Consider the following 17,644-nt stretch of genomic DNA (forward strand, 5'->3'; position numbering starts at 1 on the left):
ATATCCGCCACATAATTGGTTTTGGCTGTCATAAAACTGTCATCTTTGCGTCTCTCTTCACAGCGATCGCGCTCGCTTTCTTTTAGGCTCTGCCCGCTACGGTAAATATTCTTATTTATTCCTGCACGGATTCATAAAAGAGAAAAAACATCGCCATCGGAGGCTGTTATGTTATCTGTTTTCAAACCTGCGGCGCATCGGCCGCGCGTAAGCGCCAGCGAAATCGATCCGCTTTATCGCAAGCTGCGCTGGCAAATATTTTTCGGCATTTTCTTCGGCTATGCAGCCTATTATCTGGTGCGGAAAAATTTTGCGTTAGCCATGCCCTCGCTGATTGAACAGGGATTTTCCCGCGGCGATTTAGGATTCGCGCTTTCCGGTATTTCTATTGCCTATGGCTTTTCAAAATTTATTATGGGCTCCGTTTCGGATCGCTCCAATCCTCGCGTCTTTTTACCGGCCGGATTAATACTGGCGGCGGCGGTTATGCTGTTTATGGGCTTTGTGCCCTGGGCCACCTCCAGCATTATGGTGATGTTCGTGCTGCTGTTTCTCTGCGGCTGGTTTCAGGGGATGGGCTGGCCGCCCTGCGGACGCACCATGGTGCACTGGTGGTCGCAAAAAGAGCGCGGCGGCATTGTCTCCGTCTGGAACTGCGCGCACAACGTCGGCGGCGGCATTCCGCCGCTGCTGTTTTTGCTTGGCATGTACTGGTTTAACGACTGGAAAGCATCATTTTATATGCCTGCCTTCGCCGCCATGCTGGTGGCAGTTTTCGCCTTTGCGCTGATGCGCGATACGCCGCAGTCATGCGGGCTGCCGCCGATCGAGGAGTATAAAAACGACTATCCGCCCGACTACGATAAAAGCCAGGAGGAAGAACTCACTGCGAAACAGATATTTATGCAGTATGTGCTGCCCAATAAACTGCTCTGGTATATCGCGCTGGCTAACGTATTCGTCTATCTGCTGCGCTACGGCATTCTCGACTGGTCGCCGACCTATTTAAAAGAGGTCAAACATTTCACGCTGGATAAATCCTCCTGGGCCTACTTTCTTTATGAGTATGCCGGTATTCCCGGCACGCTGCTGTGCGGCTGGATGTCCGATAAGGTGTTTAAAGGCAATCGCGGCGCCACCGGCGTCTTCTTTATGCTGCTGGTAACGCTGGCCACCGTGGTCTACTGGCTGAATCCGCCCGGCAATCCCGGCGTGGATATCGCCTGTATGATCGTTATCGGCTTTCTGATTTATGGCCCCGTAATGCTGATTGGTCTGCATGCTCTGGAGCTGGCGCCGAAGAAAGCGGCGGGCACCGCAGCGGGCTTTACCGGGCTGTTCGGCTATCTCGGCGGTTCGGTGGCCGCCAGCGCCATCGTGGGCTATACGGTGGATTATTTCGGCTGGGACGGCGGCTTTATCGTGATGATCGGCGGCGGCGTGCTGGCGGTCGTGCTGTTGGTTATCACCATGCTGAGCGAGCGCAAACATAAAAGAGAGGTGATGCAATGAATAAGCTGATAGCCCTGCTGCTGCTGGGCGCTTCACTCGGCGCGACGGCGGCTGAAACAGGCAAAATCGTTATCGCCCATCGCGGCGCCAGCGGCTACCTGCCGGAACATACTCTGCCGGCGAAAGCGATGGCCTACGCGCAGGGATCCGACTTCCTGGAGCAGGATCTGGTGATGACGAAGGACGATCAACTGATTGTGCTGCACGATCACTACCTGGATCGCGTGACGGACGTAGCGGATCGCTATCCCAATCGCGCCAGAAAAGATGGCCGTTACTACGCTATCGATTTTACGCTGGCGGAAATCAAGGGGCTGAAGTTTACCGAAGGCTTTACGCTAAAGGACGGTAAAAAAACGCAGACTTTTCCGCAGCGCTTTCCCATGGGCAAATCTGATTTTCGTATCCATACCTTTGCCGAAGAGCTTGAGTTTATTCAGGGTCTGAACCAGTCGACGGGGAAAAATATCGGCATCTACACCGAGATCAAAGCGCCCTGGTTCCACCGTCAGGAAGGCAAAGATATTTCCGCGAAGGTGCTGGATACGCTTAAGCAGTACGGCTATACCTCGAAAAGCGATCGCGTTTATCTGCAGTGCTTTGACTACAACGAGCTTAAACGGATTAAAACCGAGCTGGAACCGCAAAGAGGCATGGAGGTAAAACTGGTACAGCTGATTACCGAAACGGCGTCAAAAGAGACTCAGGAGCAGCAAAACGGCAAGTGGGTCAACTACAGCTATGACTGGATGCTGCAGCCCGGCGCGATGAAAACGCTGGCGCGCTACGTCGACGGCATCGGCCCCGATTATCATATGCTGATAGCCGCCGGATCGGACAAAGAGACGCTGCGCTTCACGCCAATGGTGAAAGAGGCGCATCAGAACGGCCTGGTGGTTCATCCTTATACGGTGCGGGCCGACCAGCTGCCCGACTGGGCGGAAAACGTCGATCGGGTCTACGACGTTCTCTATAACCAGGCGGGCGTCGACGGCCTGTTTACCGACTTTCCGGACAAGGCGGTAAACTTTTTACAACGCTAAGATTTCCGCCTCTTTACGGAGGCGGTTTTCTTTCAGACGTTGTACAGCCTGCGCAGATAGTTCGGCACGGCGTTATCCACGTTGCTGCCAATCACTTCCAGCTCCGGCAGCAGATCCTTCAGGCGCTGGTGCGAGTTGCTCATAATGCAGCCCTTGCCCGCCATGCTCAGCATCTCTTTATCGTTCATGCCGTCGCCAAAGGAGATGCAGTCCGCCAGGCCAAAGCCCAACAGCCGCGAAACCGCATCCAGCGCGTGGCCTTTAGATACGCCGCCCGCCATCACTTCCAGACAGGTCGGCAGCGAGAAGCTGACGTTGACGCGATCGCCCCAGCGCGCGATCAGCGCCTCTTCCAGCGGGATCAGCAGCTCGGGTTTGGCGCAGGTGAAGAACACTTTACTGATGCCGTCGGTCGGCAGGGAGTCCGGCTGATAGGTTTGATAGTTGAAGTTGGACTCGCGGAAAAAATCCATCTCTTCCGACCGATGACGGTTCAGGAACCACTCTTCATCACGATAGACGTTGGTATAGATATCCTCGTGGCGATGATGTAAAGCAAACAGCTCAAGCGCGATATCTTCGTCCAGGTTGTGGCTGAAAATCAGCTCGCCGGCGGTGTTGTGCACGCGCGCGCCGTTTGAGGTAATCATATAAGCGTCAATGCCCAGGCTGTCGCGCATCTGGCCGACGTCAATATGGTGGCGACCGGTGGCAAAGACAAAATGGACGCCTTTTTGCGTCAGCAGCTGCAGCGTTTCGCGGGCGAAAGCGGATAAACGGTGATCCGGCGACAGCAGCGTGCCGTCGAGGTCGGAAGCAACAATCGGATACATAAAACCTCTGTTAATGGTGAGAAACGGTTGCCATATCTGAGCAGTAAAATCAGGAATGCCGGGCAAAAAACGCCGTAATGGCCTCCAGCGCTTCGGCGCGCATGCTGTCTTTTTCAAACAAGATCTCATGACGCGCGCCTGCAATAGTCAGCGGCCCTTCGCAAGGGTTGCCCGCCGCTTTCATAGCCTGGCAAAAGAGATCCTGCGCGCGGTTATCCACCACTTTTTCAGCGCCGGCCTGTAGCAGCAGCAGCGGCGTGACGATCTCTTTCGCCTGAGCCAGAATATTTTTTCCGGCCAGAATACCTTCTCTGACCCAGTGGTAGGTTGGCCCGCCGACGCGCAGCCCCGGATCGTCGGCGTAAAAGCGCAGGTTGCGGCGATAGCGCTCGCGGCTGTGGGTCAGCTGGTTCATGCCAAACGGCCGCGGCTGCCACTGACCTGTGCCTATCGCGTAGCCGTCGCGTACTGCCGGACGCTTTTCCGCCCAGTTAAGGATGCAGTGCGTCATCCACAGCGGCATCGGCAGAAAAATGCCGAACATGGGCGAGGCCAGCGCGACCGCGTCAAAAGCTCGCGGCTGCCGGGTCAGCATCAGCGTCAGGATCGCGCCGCCCATAGAGTGCGCCAGCGCATAGCGGCGCTGATAGCGGCGGCTGAGGATCTCTTTTAAGTAGAGCGTTTCCAGATCGTCCACATAGTGGTCGAACAGCTCCACATGACCGCGATGGGAATCCTGCAGCAGCCGTCCGGAACGTCCCTGGCCGCGATGATCGACGATAATGATGTCGTAACCGCAGTGAAAGAGATCGTAAGCCAGCTCGGGATATTTCACATAGCTTTCGATACGTCCCGGGCAGATCAGAATAACTTTGTCATGTTGCGGTGAGGTGAAGCGGACATAGCGAATGGGAACATTTTCCACGCCGGTAAATTCGTCCTCTTCCCGTCGCTGCCAGAACGCCAGCAGCGGGCCGGTGGCAAAAGCGGCGAAGGCCTGTTCACGCCGCCGCCAGGCCTGCTTGTTCATCGACCCGTTCTCCGCTTTTTTCTCATTCCGCACGCTCCTCGTAGCTCGTGCCGCCGCAATGGCGTATTGTGTCATACTTCTGCGCTATCAGGGAGTCTGACCCAATGACCATCCAATGGTGGCTGGCCTATCTTTTAACTACCAGCATCTTAAGCCTTTCGCCGGGTTCCGGCGCGATCAACACCATGAGTACCGGTATCAGCCACGGCTATCGCGGCGCGGCGGCGTCGATTAGCGGCCTGCAGGTTGGACTGTCGGCGCATATTCTGCTGGTCGGCATCGGGCTGGGCGCGCTGTTTTCACAGTCCGTGCTGGCGTTCGAAGTGCTGAAATGGGCGGGCGCGGCTTACCTGATCTGGCTGGGTATTCAGCAGTGGCGCGCCGCTGGCGCCATCGATCTGCAGGCCGTCACCAAAGCGATGCCGCGCCGCAAGCTCTTTCAGCGCGCGGTGCTGGTGAATCTCACCAACCCGAAAAGCATCGTGTTTCTGGCAGCGCTGTTTCCGCAATTTATTATTCCGCATCAGCCGCAGGCGATGCAGTATCTGGTGCTGGGCGTCACCACGGTCGTGGTCGATATTATCGTGATGATCGGTTACGCCACGCTGGCGCAGCGCATTGCGGCCTGGATTAAAGGGCCGAAGCAGATGAAGCTGCTGAACCGGCTGTTTGGCGGCATGTTTATCGCGGTAGGCGCGCTGCTGGCCTCGGCCAGGCGCATCGCCTGACCATTGCTGCTAGCGAAACGGCGCGTAAATAAGCGCGCCGGCTTTACTCCTCTTCGCCGTCGACGTGCTCGCGGATCATCACCATAAACGGCTTGCCGAAGCGCTCCAGCTTGCGCTGGCCGACGCCGTTGACGCTCAGCATTTCCGATGCGGTCAGCGGCATCTGCTCGGCCATCTCGATCAGCGTGGCGTCGTTAAACACCACATAGGGCGGAATATTCTCTTCATCGGCAATCGCTTTACGCAGCTTGCGCAGTTTGGCGAACAGCTTGCGGTCGTAGTTGCCGCCGAAGGATTTTTGACTGCTGCTGCGCGGTTTGACGCTGACCATACGCGGCACGGCCAGCAGCAGCGGCGCTTCGCCGCGCAGCACCGGACGCGCGGCCTCCGTCAGCTGTAGCGCGGAGTGCATGGCGATATTTTGCGTCACCAGCCCCAGATGAATCAGCTGGCGGATCACGCTGATCCAGTGTTCGTGGCTCTGATCGCGGCCAATACCGTAGACCGGCAGCTTGTCGTGCTGCATATCGCGGATGCGCTGGTTGTTGGCGCCGCGCAGCACCTCGACCACGTAGCCCATGCCGAAGCGCTGGCCGACACGATAGATGCAGGAAAGCGCTTTCTGCGCCTCTACCGTGCCGTCGTAACGCTTGGGCGGATCGAGACAGATATCGCAGTTATCGCACGGCTGCTGGCGCCCTTCGCCGAAATAGTTCAGCAGCACCAGTCGGCGACAGGTTTGCGCTTCCGCGAAGGCGCCCATCGCGTTCAGCTTGTGGCGCTCGATATCCTGTAACGGGCCGGGCGCCTTCTCTTCCAGACATTTGCGCAGCCAGGCCATATCGGCCGGATCGTAGAGCATCAGCGCTTCGGCTGGCAGGCCGTCGCGTCCGGCACGGCCCGTTTCCTGATAGTAGGATTCGATGTTGCGCGGAATATCAAAGTGCACCACAAAGCGCACGTTGGGTTTGTTGATGCCCATACCGAAGGCGACGGTAGCGACGACAATTTGTAAATCATCGCGCTGGAAAGCCTCCTGCACGCGAGCGCGATGCACGTTGTCCATCCCGGCGTGATAGGCGCCCACGCTCAGACCACGGCTTTGCAGACGCGCGGCGGTGTCTTCCACCTTCGCCCGGCTGTTGCAGTAGATGATGCCGCACTTGCCGCGCTGATCCTGCACGTAGCGGAGCAGCTGCTCGGTCGGCTTGAACTTCTCCACCAGCGTATAGCGAATATTGGGACGGTCGAAGCTGCTGACCAGGATAAGCGGATCGTCCAGCTGCAGCAGGCGCGCGATATCCAGCCGCGTGGTTTCGTCGGCGGTGGCGGTCAGCGCCATCACCGGCACCTCCGGCAGCCTTTGCCGCAGCTGGCCCAGCGCGCCATATTCCGGGCGGAAATCGTGGCCCCACTGCGAGATGCAGTGCGCTTCGTCCACCGCCAGCATCGCCGGGTTCCAGTGCGCCAGGTTATCCAGGAAGTTATCCATCATCAGGCGTTCGGGCGCGATATAGAGCAGCTTGATCCTGCCCGTGCGGCAGCCAGCGAAAACCTCCTGCTGCTCTTCGCGCGTCTGCGTCGAGTTCAGGCAGGCGGCGGCCACGCCGTTAGCCAGCAGCTGGTCGACCTGATCCTTCATCAGCGAGATCAGCGGCGACACCACCAGCGTCAGCCCGTCGCGCACCAGCGCCGGAATCTGATAGCAAAGCGATTTGCCGCCGCCGGTCGGCATAACCACCAGACAGTCGCGCCCTTCCAGCGAAGCCTGAATAATGGTTTGCTGGCCGGGACGAAACTGCTGGTAGCCAAAGGTTTCCTGCAAAACCTGTTGCGCCAGCATCTCATGAGTGATCACTGCAGCCGTAGACACGTATACCCCAACTTGATGGCGGGCGACGCATGATGGCCGCCCGGAATGCGTTAAAACAGGTCGTTCAGTATGACACCGACGCCGACCCTGGTCTGACGATGGTTATAGTCGATTAGCGATTCGCCGTAGCCGCTAAAGACCTGCGTATAGAAGCGGACATGTTCGGTAATCGGATAGCTCCAGCCCGCCTGCGCGCCGCCGAAGCCGCTGTTCCAGTTGTAGTTGCCCTGCAGGCTGAAAATGCTCTCGCCCAGCTGGTAACCGACCGTCAGGCGATAATACCCCATGTATTTGGTGATATCAGGGTTATCGTCATTATTTTCGTTTTCCGGAAGACGGTACCAGGGTTTGGCCTCCACCATCCAGTTGCCGTTTTGCGCCATCAAACGGGCATATACGCGGTTCCAGCTGCGGGAAGTCGGCTCAGAGCGGCCGTTGGACTGGTGGTTTAATCCCAGCTCCACGTCGCGCAGCGTCCAGCCGGCAAAGCTGTAGTCGGTCGCCCAGCCGAGGAAGATCTGCGGCTGATAGTCGGTTTCACGGAACGGCGACGAACCGCCGCGGTTGGAAAGCTGCCACCAGGACGCCTGAGTATAAGAGGCGGCAAGCACCGAGTTGTCACCTAAAATGCCCCGCCAGAGAGGAAAGGCCAGGCTAAGCTGGAATTTTACCTCGTCGTGCTTCGCCTTATCCGCCCAGTTATAGGATTCAATCGCCTCTTTATTGATATTGCTGGTATCGGTGTAGAGCAGATAGTTGCTTTCGTAGGGAAAAAGTACGAAAGGGTTGTCATGCTTTTCCAGAAGGTTAGCAATAATACTGCCGCGCACCGCGGGCTGGTCATGCACCTCTGAAACCCGGGCTTCCTGCGCCAGGGCCAGGCAAGGGAAAAGGAGCGCTGCAGCCAGCGGGCCTTTCAGCATCGACATAAAATTCTCCAGAACTAGCAGGGTTAATGGATAAAAAGCACGCCATTCTACACAGAATTAGTGGCCGACATTAGTGCTGTTTTTGTAAAGTGAATGGCCCGTTAACAGCGGATAAAAATAGTCAGTCCGATAAGCGGCTTAGAGGAAATATTTATGATTTCACCTGCACAGCTCGACCAGGCCGCCGCCCGCCGTCTGATCGGGGAGATTTTTGTTTATGATATGCCGTTCAACCGCGCGCTGGGCCTGAAGCTGGAGCGGCTGGAGCCGGAGTACGCCGAGCTGAGTTTCGCTAACCAGCCGCAGCTGGTGGGGAATGTCGCGCAAAAAATTCTGCACGGCGGCGTGATTGCGGCGGTGCTGGACGTCGCGGCGGGTCTGGTCTGCGTCAGCAGCGCGTTGACACGGCAGGAAACTATCACGGAAGAAGAACTGCGCCAGCGGCTGTCACGCATGGGCACTATCGATCTGCGCGTCGACTATCTGCGGCCAGGCCGAGGCGAGCATTTTATCGCCACCAGCAGTTTGCTGCGCGGCGGCAATAAAGTCGCGGTGGCGCGTGTTGAGCTGCATAATGACGCCGGACTTTATATCGCCAGCACCACAGCAACCTATCTTGTAGGCTAAGCCAACTTTAAAGGAGTGAGAGTACATGGATGCGCAGCAAACTCGTCAGGGCATTTTTTACGCGCTGGGCGCTTATTTTATCTGGGGCATCGCGCCCGCTTATTTCAAGCTGCTGCAGCAGGTCGCGCCCGGCGAAATCATGACGCACCGCGTGATCTGGTCGTTCTTTTTTATGCTGCTGCTGCTGAGCCTGAGTCGCAGCTGGAGCAAGGTGAAAGCGGCTTTTAAAACGCCGAAAAAGGTGCTGCTGCTGGCGGTGTCCGCCACGCTGGTGTGCAGTAACTGGCTGATCTTTATCTGGGCCGTGAACAACAACCATATTCTGGAAGCCAGCCTGGGTTACTTTATTAATCCGCTGCTCAACGTGCTGGTGGGCATGCTGTTCCTGGGCGAGCGCTTTCGCCGCTTGCAGTGGCTGGCGCTGGCGCTGGCCGCCTGCGGCGTGCTCGTGCAGCTGTGGAAGTTTGGCTCGGTGCCGATCATCGCGCTGGGCCTGGCGATAACCTTTTCGCTGTATGGACTGGTGCGTAAAAAGATCGGTATCGACGCGCAAACAGGGATGCTGCTTGAAACCAGCTGGCTGCTGCCCGCCGCCGCGATCTATCTTTTTGGCATTGCCGACAGCTCAACCAGCCATCTGACGCAGAATCCGACCTCGCTGAATTTGCTGCTGATCGCCGCTGGCGTGGTAACCACGGTGCCGCTGATGCTGTTTACCGCCGCCTGCACGCGTCTGCGTCTTTCTACGGTAGGGTTTTTCCAGTACCTCGGCCCGACGCTGATGTTCCTGCTGGCGGTGATTTTTTACGGTGAAACCATGACGCCGGATAAAGCAGTGACGTTCACCTTTATCTGGGCGGCGCTGGCTCTGTTTATTTTTGACGCGCTGGTGACGCTAAAACGTCATCGTTCGGCCAGCATTTAATTATTCTGTCGCGCCGGATGGACGCATCCGGCGTAATTAACAACTTATTAAAATTCGCAACCTTAATTTATCTTCGTAAATGAGTGCAAATGTTTTGGCACAGTGATTCAGGATAGTGCCAGAATAGCGGCGTGTTTAACTACCGAGGACAATATTCACTCCACCAGGATGAGAAGCAATAGCGTGGATGAGTTGTAAATTTATGGACACTTTGTTCATTTCCCTGATGCTCCCTGCTTTTTCCTTTAACCGGCCCTTCTGTCATCTTATCACCGATCGGCACTGGCGTTTCGCGCTGTAGCCTTTTCTCTACGGATTTTTTTCCGCGTTTATTCGCACAAATTTATTTATCTCATATTCCGGAGAGAGAAAATGCTGTACTGGTTATTACTGGCGCTCGCCATCGTATTTGAAATTGTCGGCACGCTGGCGATGAAATGGGCCAGCCTTAACGGCCACGCCGCAGGCTATATTTTTATGCTGACGATGATCGCCCTTTCTTATATTTCGCTCTGTTTCGCCGTTAAAAAAATCGCGCTGGGCGTCGCCTATGCGATATGGGAAGGCGTCGGCGTTCTGTTTATCACGCTGTTCAGCGTGATGCTGTTTGAGGAGTCGCTGAGCCTGATGAAAATTGCCGGACTGGCGACGCTGGTGACAGGTATCGCCCTGGTAAAATCGGGCACCGTAGCACGCAGGGAGACGAAACATGTCGCCGCTTAACTGGACGCATATCGCCTGGCTGGCGCTGGCCGTGGTGCTGGAGATCCTGGCTAATATTTTCCTGAAGTATTCCAACGGCTTTCGCCGCCCGCTTTACGGCCTCTCTTCGATAGCCGCGGTACTGGCCGCCTTTAGCGCGCTGGCGCAGGCCGTGAAAGGCATCGACCTTTCGGTGGCCTACGCGCTGTGGGGCGGATTCGGCATCGTCGCCACCGCATCAGCCGGCCTGATCCTGTTTGGTCAGCGCCTGACCTGGCGCGGCTGGTTCGGCATCGGCATACTGCTGGTCGGCATGGTGCTGATTAAGTTCGCCTGATAAAACGCTATAGCCAGTTTTTACGCTTGAAGTAGGCGTAAGGCGCCAGGCCCGCCAGGATCATCAGGCAGATTGCGCCAGGATAGCCGAAGCTCCATTTCAGCTCGGGCATGAATTCAAAGTTCATGCCGTAGCTGGAGGCGACCAGCGTTGGCGGCAGGAACACCACCGACACCACCGAGAAAATTTTGATAATGCGGTTCTGCTCGATATTGATAAAGCCCATTGCCGCCTGCATCAGGAAGTTGACCTTCTGGAACAGGGATTCGTTATGCGGCAGCAGCGATTCGATATCGCGCAGAATTTCGCGCGCCTGCTCCAGCTGATTGCCCGGCAGACGCGCCTTGCGCACCAGGAAGTTCAGCGCGCGCTGGGTATCCATCAGGCAGAGGCGCACCTTCCAGCCGATATCCTCCAGTTCCGCCAGCGTGGAGAGCGCGGCATCAAACTCATCGCCCTGCTGGCCTTCCATAATTACGCGGCTAAGCTTTTCCAGATCGCTGTAGATATTTTCGATTTCATCCGCCAGCTGCTCGATTTTGGTTTCGAACAGATCCAGCAGCAGCTCGTAGGCGTTGCCGTCGATCAGAGTCTGGTTGCGCGCGCGCATACGGTAGAGACGGAAAGCGGGCAGCTCGCGCTCGCGTAAGGTATAGAGACGTCCGTCACGGATGGTGAAGGCCACGGTTGAGTTGCCGGCATGGTCTTCCGCATCTTCATAAAAGAAAAAGGAGTGAATATGCAGACCGTCTTCATCTTCGAAAAAGCGTGCGGAGGCTTCGATATCTTCCAGCTCGGGGCGCGTCGCCAGGCTCTGGCCCAGCTCGCTCTGCACGCGATCGCGCTCGTTCTCTTCTGGTTCAATCAGATCGACCCACACCGAACTGGTCAGTTCGTCGGCGGTCTCTTCCAGCTCAAGGCGGGCAAGGCGGCTGCTTTCAAGTTTAAATGCGCTCAGCATAGCTGTACTCCCAATTCGTCATAACATGGGACGCGCCTGAACACGGGAGGATTCGGTCGATCTGACTCAGAGCGACGCGGGATGCGGGTCGCCAACAACCACGAAGGCTATCGGCGGAGAAGGATAGCCTTAGGAGTTGTACCTGTTTTCCAGGTCGATGAGCCAGTATCTACTGGGTGTGTCCAAGGCGAATGTCCTCTCAGGGTAATAGTGCGCGCATGTTACGCTGTGCCGAAAATGGCGTCAACAGCAACCCCGGATAATAAGGATTCGAATGAAACAGATCACCCGTTCCGATTTAAACAGCATGAGCGAACAGGCCGCCAGCGTGGCTCGCCTGCGTTCGCACCGTACGCTGCATGACGATCTCGCCGAGCCGGTACAGCGCCTGGCTATCGCCATGGAGCCAGGCACCTACATCCGTCCGCACCGCCATCCGCAAACCTGGGAGCTGCTTACGCCGCTGAAAGGACGCTTTGTGGTGCTGCAGTTTAACGACGCGGGCGAAGTGACCGATCGCACTCTTCTGGGCGAAGAGGTTTTGTTGCAGGAGATGCCCGCTTTTACCTGGCATGCGGTGCTGTCGCTGGATAAAGGCGGCGTGATTTTTGAAGTGAAGCACGGCCCTTATCGGGCGCTGGCGGAAGAGGACTGCATGCCCTGGGCGCCGCCGGAAGGCGGCGAAGGCACGGCCGAAGTGATGGCCTGGTACGCCAGCGCGCAGCCGGGCGATCGCTACTCGCGTTAAGCAAACCGGGCGGCGCCGCCCGGTAAAATCTTACACCGTTTCCAGCTTCGCGTAGGCGGCCACCAGCCACTTGATGCCCTGGCCCTGGAACGCTACCTGGAGTCGGCTGTGATCGCCGCTGCCTTCCAGGTTGACGATGGTGCCTTCGCCGAATTTGGCGTGACGCACGCGCTGGCCAAGCGTAAAGCCGCTGTCGTTTTGCGCCACCGGCGTGCCCATGCGCTGGTGGCTGACCGGCCGGCTGATGCTGGCGCGCAGGCGCACTTCTTCTATGCACTCTTCCGGCAGCTCGCCGATAAAGCGCGAAGGCCGGTGATAAACCTCTTTGCCGTACAGGCGACGCGTCTCCGCGTAGGTCAGCGTCAGCTTCTGCATGGCGCGCGTAACGCCGACATAGGCCAGACGGCGCTCTTCCTCCAGCCTGCCGCCCTCTTCCAGCGACATCTGGCTGGGGAACATGCCCTCTTCCATACCGACGATAAAGACCTGGCGGAACTCCAGCCCTTTGGCCGCGTGCATGGTCATCAGCTGCACCGCGTCCTGCCACTTATCCGCCTGGCCTTCGCCCGCCTCCAGCGCCGCGTGCGATAAAAACGCCTGCAGCGGCATCAGATCTTCGTCTTCATCCTGATAGCTGTACTGCCGCGTGGCGTTGACCAGCTCCTCAAGGTTTTCGATGCGCGCCTGGCCTTTCTCGCCTTTCTCCTGCTCGTACATCAGCCACAGTCCGGAATCCTTGATCACCCGATCGGTCTGCACATGCAGCGGCATTTCGCTGGTTTCCTGCGCCAGCGAATCCACCAGCTCAATAAAACGCTGCAGCGCCGAAGCGGCACGTCCGGCCAGCGCTTTTTCCTGCAGCAGCACGCGCGCGGTTTGCCACAGCGTCAGCTGCCGCTCGCGCGCGGTTTGGCGCACCACGTCCAGCGTGCGGTCGCCGATGCCGCGGGTTGGCGTATTGACCACGCGCTCAAAGGCGGCGTCGTCGTTACGGTTGGCAATCAGCCGCAGATAGGCCAGCGAGTCTTTGATTTCCTGACGTTCGAAGAAGCGCATACCGCCGTAAATACGGTACGGCATACTGGTTTGCAGCAGCGCCTCTTCCAGCACGCGCGACTGGGCGTTGCTGCGATAGAGGATCGCGCAGTCGTTCAGCGCGCCGCCGTTTTCCATCCACACCTTGATGCGGTTAACCACGAAGCGGGCTTCGTCCAGCTCGTTAAAGGCGCAGTAGATAGCGATCGGCTCGCCGTCGCTGCCGTCCGTCCACAGCTCTTTGCCCAGGCGACCGTTGTTATTGGCAATCAGGGCGTTGGCCGCTTTCAGGATGTTGTTGGTGGAGCGGTAGTTCTGCTCCAGGCGAATGGTTTCCGCGCCGTGGAAATCGTTAAGGAAGCGCTGAATATTTTCCACCTGCGCGCCGCGCCAGCCGTAGATCGACTGGTCGTCGTCGCCAACGATGATCACTTTGCCGCTGTCGCCCGCCAGCATTCTGATCCAGGCGTACTGGATATTGTTGGTGTCCTGGAATTCGTCCACCAGGATATTGGTGAAGCGCTCGCGGTAGTGGTTGAGAATATGCGGCTTGTTCAGCCACAGCTCGTGGGCGCGCAGCAGCAGCTCGGCGAAATCCACCAGCCCGGCGCGATCGCAGGCTTCCTGATAGGCCTGATAGATGCGCAGCCAGGTTTGCTCGACGGGATTGCCATAGCTTTCGATATGTTTAGGCCGCAGCCCTTCATCTTTTTTGCCGTTGATGTACCACATCGCCTGACGGGCGGGCCACTGCTTCTCGTCCAGGTTCATCGCCTTGATCAGGCGCTTTAACAGGCGCATCTGATCTTCGCTGTCCAGAATCTGGAAATCCTGCGGCAGATTCGCATCCAGATGATGAGCGCGCAGCAGGCGGTGCGCCAGGCCGTGGAAGGTGCCGATCCACATGCCGCCCTGGCTGGTGCCAATCAGCTGCTCGATACGGTGGCGCATCTCCGCCGCCGCCTTGTTGGTGAAGGTGACAGCCATAATGGAGTAAGGCGAACAGTTTTCAACCCCCAGCAGCCAGGCGATGCGATGCACCAGCACGCGAGTTTTGCCGCTGCCCGCACCTGCAAGCACCAGCAAATTGCTGCGCGGCGCGGCTACGGCCTCGCGTTGTTTATCATTCAAGCCGTCGAGAAGGTCAGAAACGTCCATAAGCACCGTCAGGTTAAGGGAAGCTGTTGCTCCACTGGATATTTAACCAGCGTATTATAACAACGCGGTCAGGGATGCCAACTGCGAAATTTCCAGCGTCGGCAGCAAACGACTGTCGCCAGCCCGCATCAGGTTGTCGTCGCGCAGATTGATCCAGCACGCCTGCATACCGCAGCGCACCGCGCCCGCTACGTCCGTTGTCAGGTCGTCGCCGACATGCAGGATATTTTCGCGAGGCAGATTAAGTTTCTTCGCCGCCAGATGATACATATCGTGATAAGGCTTGGCGCGGCCGTGCGGCCCGGCTCGCAGGATAAATTTAAAGTATTTATCCAGCCCGAACAGATGCGGCTCGGCGTTGCCGTTGGTGATCGCCACCAGCGGGATTTTCGCCGCCAGCGCGGCCAGCGTGCTGTGCGTCTCTTCAGGCACCTCGATCTGGCTGCGCCAGTGGGCGAAATGCGCCATCACTTCGCGCGAGCCTTTCTCCGCTTCCTGCGCGCTAAGGCCGATGTTGCGCATCGCCAGCTCCACCGCACGACGGCGCCATTCGCTGACGTCGTGATAAATTTCCGGCTCCTGCTCAAGCAGGCTGTCGCGCAGCTGCTGATACTGCAAAGGGGTAAACCCGGCCAGCGCCGGATGATAAGCCTGCAAAAACGCATGGGTTTCTTTGGCGGTGCGGCTGATCACCGGTCGATTGTCATAGAGCGTATCGTCCAGATCGAAAGTCATGGCCGCAACCGGGCGTAGCGAACGGTAAAAATGCATCAGGTTTTTCCTCGTTTGGCACGGGGATGCGCGGCGTCGTAAACCGAAGCCAGATGTTGAAAATCAAGATGGGTATAGATTTGGGTGGTAGTCAGGTTAGCGTGGCCCAGCAGCTCCTGTACCGCGCGCAGATCGCCGCTCGATTCCAGCATATGGGTGGCAAAAGAGTGGCGCAGCTTGTGCGGGTGAATATGGCTGGAAAGCCCCTGTTTTATTCCCCATTCCGCAAAGCGCTTTTGCACGTTGCGAGCCGAGATCCGTTTGCCCTGCTTTGACAGAAACAGCGCGTTATCCTCAGGCGCGAACAGCTCGCGCAGCGCCAGCCAGCGTTCTGTCCATTCCACCGCTGTACGGCCAATCGGCAGGCGACGCTCTTTGCTGCCTTTGCCCGATACCCAGACTTCGCCGGAAGCCAGATCGAGATGGGCGAGATCGATGCCCACCAGCTCGGCAAGACGCAGTCCCGCGCCATACATCACTTCCAGCATCGCTCTGTCACGCACCGCCAGCGGATCGTTAAGGTCGATATCCAGCAGGCGACTCACTTCGTCAACGTCGATGTTTTTTGGCAGATGGCGCGACGCACGCGGCGTGGCGACGCCTTTGGCCGGATTGGCTTTCAGTTTTCCCTGGCTGATTTGCCAGTCCAGAAAGCTTCGCAGCGCAGAGAGCCGCAGCGCGAGGCTGGCGGGCTTCAGTCCGGCTCGACGGCTGCGCGCGGCCAGCGAGCGCACCTGAGCCGCGTCCAGCTTCTCCCAGGCGGTAAGCTTCATCTCGTCCAGTACAGCTACGCAGGCGCCAAGCTGACGCTCATAGCTGATTTGCGTAAGCGGACTGAGCTGACGTTCCACTTTCAGATAGCGCAGAAAGCCCTCTACGGCCGGCTGTAGAGGCGAGGCGCTCATACTCTTTCCACCCAGCGCTGCAGCAGTTCCGGCAGCATCTGCGCGAGATGTTGCAGCAGCACCGTGCCCATGCCGGCCTGGTAGTGCTGGCTGTCGCGGCTGCTGAAGATCAGCACGCCCAGCTCGCCGCGCTCGCCCAGCAGCGACATCGCCACCGAGCCGACCGCTTTGGCCTGCGGCAGCAGCAGCAGCAGTTCCGGGCCGTTCAGGTTGCCCAGGTAGTGCTGCTGTTTGCCCAGCCGCTGGATACGTACCGGTTCGAAAGCCTGTCGCGACAGCGCCAGCTGCGTGAAGTCGGAAGGCGCGCCGATGCGCCACTTTTCGCTGAACAGGCGCACGTTGGCGCCCGCCAGACCCAACTCGCGCGCCCAGCGGTGCAGCCGGTTGAGCATTTCATGCAGGCTGTCGGCCGCCGCCATCCGCGCCTGAAGCGCTAAAAGCTGCTCGAACAGCCGATGGTTAGCGCTGGCCTGTTCCATCAGCAGCGTGATTTCCTCTTCCAGCTGCGCGATCTGATGCCGCTGGCGGCTTAGCTGCCACTCCACCAGAGAAACCGTGCCGCGTATCGGATGCGGCACCACCATCTGTTCGACCTGACGGGCGTTGCGGATAAAGAAATCCGGGTTTTGCAGCAGGTATTCGCTGACGGCTCGATCGTCCAGCAGGATGTCGCTGGCGGCCTCGCTGACATGTTTCATAGATGAATAAATCCGTCGTAAACGTGAGTGGCCGGCCCTGTCATATAGAGCGGATGACCCGGCCCTTTCCATGCAATATTCAGGCTGCCGCCCGGCAGATCGACGCGCACTTTTTCCGCCAGCAGCGTCTGCTGAATGCCGACCGCTACCGCCGCACAGGCGCCGCTGCCGCACGCCTGAGTTTCGCCCGCGCCGCGCTCGTAAACGCGCAGGCGAATATGCTCGCGGCTGACCACTTCCATAAAGCCGACGTTAACCCGCTCGGGGAAACGCTCGTGGCTTTCCAGTACCGGGCCTAAGGTTTCCACCAGCGCGGTTTTCACGCTGTCGACCTGCAGCACGCAGTGCGGGTTGCCCATCGATACCACGCCGCACATGACGGTCTGCTCCGCCGCGCGCATCAGATAGAGGTTTTCTGCCTTATTGGCGCGAAACGGCACCTGCTGCGGCTCGAAATTCGGCTCGCCCATATTGACGCAAACCAGCTCGTCCGGCGTGACGCTCAGCACCATCCTGCCGGTTTGCGTGCTGACGCGAATATCGTTTTTGTTGGTCAGCCCTTTCAGGCGTACAAAACGGGCAAAACAGCGCGCGCCGTTGCCGCACTGCGCCACTTCGCTGCCGTCGGCGTTGAAAATGCGATAGTGAAAATCGAGATCGGGATCGTAAGGCGGTTCCACGATCAACAGCTGATCGAAGCCGATCCCCAGATGCCGATCCGCCAGCCGACGGATCAGTTCGGGGGAGAAATAGACATTTTGCGTCACGGCGTCGACTACCATAAAGTCATTGCCCAGACCGTGCATTTTGGAGAACTGCATGTTTGGCT

Annotated in this window: 19 protein-coding genes; 8 read left to right on the plus strand and 11 right to left on the minus strand. The window is 58.0% G+C overall.

What is annotated here, in order from left to right; genetic code table 11:
* Positions 1–168 precede the first annotated feature (168 nt).
* Both glpT and glpQ read left to right on the plus strand, forming a co-directional pair.
* Positions 169–1,512 carry a glycerol-3-phosphate transporter gene (gene glpT / locus MKZ79_RS20805; protein WP_336144532.1) on the plus strand — a complete coding sequence of 448 codons (1,344 nt, stop codon included), beginning with the start codon at positions 169–171 and terminating at the stop codon, positions 1,510–1,512.
* Positions 1,509–2,555: a glycerophosphodiester phosphodiesterase gene (gene glpQ, locus MKZ79_RS20810; RefSeq protein WP_336144533.1), complete on the plus strand. Its 1,047-nt coding sequence runs from the start codon at positions 1,509–1,511 to the stop codon at positions 2,553–2,555. The genes glpT and glpQ overlap by 4 nt, the downstream gene beginning before the upstream one ends.
* 32 nt (positions 2,556–2,587) lie before the next feature.
* Here glpQ and yigL read toward each other — a convergent pair whose 3' ends face one another.
* Both yigL and pldB read right to left on the minus strand, forming a co-directional pair.
* Positions 2,588–3,388, minus strand: coding sequence for a sugar/pyridoxal phosphate phosphatase YigL (yigL, locus tag MKZ79_RS20815; RefSeq protein WP_336144534.1), 801 nt, complete (start codon positions 3,386–3,388; stop codon positions 2,588–2,590).
* A gap of 49 nt (positions 3,389–3,437) precedes the next feature.
* Positions 3,438–4,418 carry a lysophospholipase L2 gene (pldB, locus tag MKZ79_RS20820; protein ID WP_336144535.1) on the minus strand — a complete coding sequence of 327 codons (981 nt, stop codon included), beginning with the start codon at positions 4,416–4,418 and terminating at the stop codon, positions 3,438–3,440.
* Between the two features lie 104 nt (positions 4,419–4,522).
* On the opposite strand from pldB, the gene rhtB reads away from it, so the two are divergent.
* Positions 4,523–5,146 carry a homoserine/homoserine lactone efflux protein gene (gene rhtB / locus MKZ79_RS20825; RefSeq protein WP_336144536.1) on the plus strand — a complete coding sequence of 208 codons (624 nt, stop codon included), beginning with the start codon at positions 4,523–4,525 and terminating at the stop codon, positions 5,144–5,146.
* A gap of 43 nt (positions 5,147–5,189) precedes the next feature.
* Here the strand turns inward: rhtB and recQ are convergent, their stop codons facing one another.
* Together recQ and pldA are read right to left on the minus strand one after the other, a co-directional pair.
* Positions 5,190–7,019 (minus strand): ATP-dependent DNA helicase RecQ, encoded by a 1,830-nt coding sequence (recQ, locus tag MKZ79_RS20830; RefSeq protein WP_336144537.1) that lies wholly within the window; start codon positions 7,017–7,019, stop codon positions 5,190–5,192.
* A gap of 50 nt (positions 7,020–7,069) precedes the next feature.
* Positions 7,070–7,948, minus strand: coding sequence for a phospholipase A (gene pldA / locus MKZ79_RS20835; RefSeq protein ID WP_336144538.1), 879 nt, complete (start codon positions 7,946–7,948; stop codon positions 7,070–7,072).
* A 153-nt stretch (positions 7,949–8,101) separates the two neighbouring features.
* Here pldA and MKZ79_RS20840 point away from each other — a divergent pair, with 153 nt between their 5' ends.
* The 4 genes from MKZ79_RS20840 to mdtI all read left to right on the plus strand — a co-directional run bounded on the left by MKZ79_RS20840 (position 8,102) and on the right by mdtI (position 10,539).
* The gene (locus MKZ79_RS20840) at positions 8,102–8,575 is read left to right on the plus strand and encodes a thioesterase family protein (protein ID WP_336144539.1); all 474 of its coding nucleotides are present in this window, start codon (positions 8,102–8,104) and stop codon (positions 8,573–8,575) included.
* 25 nt (positions 8,576–8,600) lie between these two features.
* Positions 8,601–9,500: an EamA family transporter RarD gene (rarD, locus tag MKZ79_RS20845; protein ID WP_336144540.1), complete on the plus strand. Its 900-nt coding sequence runs from the start codon at positions 8,601–8,603 to the stop codon at positions 9,498–9,500.
* A gap of 372 nt (positions 9,501–9,872) precedes the next feature.
* Positions 9,873–10,223 carry a multidrug/spermidine efflux SMR transporter subunit MdtJ gene (gene mdtJ, locus MKZ79_RS20850; RefSeq protein ID WP_336144541.1) on the plus strand — a complete coding sequence of 117 codons (351 nt, stop codon included), beginning with the start codon at positions 9,873–9,875 and terminating at the stop codon, positions 10,221–10,223.
* Positions 10,210–10,539 carry a multidrug/spermidine efflux SMR transporter subunit MdtI gene (gene mdtI, locus MKZ79_RS20855; protein WP_336144542.1) on the plus strand — a complete coding sequence of 110 codons (330 nt, stop codon included), beginning with the start codon at positions 10,210–10,212 and terminating at the stop codon, positions 10,537–10,539. The genes mdtJ and mdtI overlap by 14 nt, the downstream gene beginning before the upstream one ends.
* 7 nt (positions 10,540–10,546) lie before the next feature.
* Here the strand turns inward: mdtI and corA are convergent, their stop codons facing one another.
* Both corA and ysgD read right to left on the minus strand, forming a co-directional pair.
* Positions 10,547–11,500, minus strand: a complete 954-nt coding sequence (corA, locus tag MKZ79_RS20860; RefSeq protein ID WP_336144543.1) for a magnesium/cobalt transporter CorA — start codon at positions 11,498–11,500, stop codon at positions 10,547–10,549.
* Between the two features lie 129 nt (positions 11,501–11,629).
* Positions 11,630–11,686, minus strand: a complete 57-nt coding sequence (gene ysgD / locus MKZ79_RS21300) for a YsgD/CorL family protein (protein ID WP_367317867.1) — start codon at positions 11,684–11,686, stop codon at positions 11,630–11,632.
* Between the two features lie 88 nt (positions 11,687–11,774).
* Between ysgD and MKZ79_RS20865 the strand changes: the two genes are divergently transcribed.
* Complete coding sequence (locus MKZ79_RS20865) at positions 11,775–12,248, plus strand: WbuC family cupin fold metalloprotein (protein ID WP_336144544.1); 474 nt, start codon at positions 11,775–11,777, stop codon at positions 12,246–12,248.
* 30 nt (positions 12,249–12,278) lie between these two features.
* On the opposite strand, the gene uvrD is transcribed toward MKZ79_RS20865, so the two are convergent.
* Genes uvrD through dapF form a run of 5 tightly spaced genes read right to left on the minus strand, consistent with a single transcriptional unit; the run spans position 12,279 to position 17,636 of the window.
* Positions 12,279–14,441, minus strand: a complete 2,163-nt coding sequence (uvrD, locus tag MKZ79_RS20870; protein ID WP_336144545.1) for a DNA helicase II — start codon at positions 14,439–14,441, stop codon at positions 12,279–12,281.
* A 54-nt stretch (positions 14,442–14,495) separates the two neighbouring features.
* Positions 14,496–15,212 carry a 5-amino-6-(5-phospho-D-ribitylamino)uracil phosphatase YigB gene (yigB, locus tag MKZ79_RS20875; protein WP_336144546.1) on the minus strand — a complete coding sequence of 239 codons (717 nt, stop codon included), beginning with the start codon at positions 15,210–15,212 and terminating at the stop codon, positions 14,496–14,498.
* Positions 15,212–16,117 carry a tyrosine recombinase XerC gene (xerC, locus tag MKZ79_RS20880; protein WP_336144547.1) on the minus strand — a complete coding sequence of 302 codons (906 nt, stop codon included), beginning with the start codon at positions 16,115–16,117 and terminating at the stop codon, positions 15,212–15,214. Before xerC ends, yigB begins: the two co-directional genes overlap by 1 nt.
* On the minus strand, positions 16,114–16,815 hold the full coding sequence (locus MKZ79_RS20885; protein ID WP_336144548.1) for a DUF484 domain-containing protein: 702 nt from the start codon (positions 16,813–16,815) through the stop codon (positions 16,114–16,116). Before MKZ79_RS20885 ends, xerC begins: the two co-directional genes overlap by 4 nt.
* Positions 16,812–17,636 (minus strand): diaminopimelate epimerase, encoded by an 825-nt coding sequence (dapF, locus tag MKZ79_RS20890; protein WP_336144549.1) that lies wholly within the window; start codon positions 17,634–17,636, stop codon positions 16,812–16,814. Before dapF ends, MKZ79_RS20885 begins: the two co-directional genes overlap by 4 nt.
* Positions 17,637–17,644: the final 8 nt, after the last annotated feature.

This window comes from Erwinia sp. CGal63, from assembly GCF_037026505.1.
GTDB lineage: Bacteria > Pseudomonadota > Gammaproteobacteria > Enterobacterales > Enterobacteriaceae > Erwinia.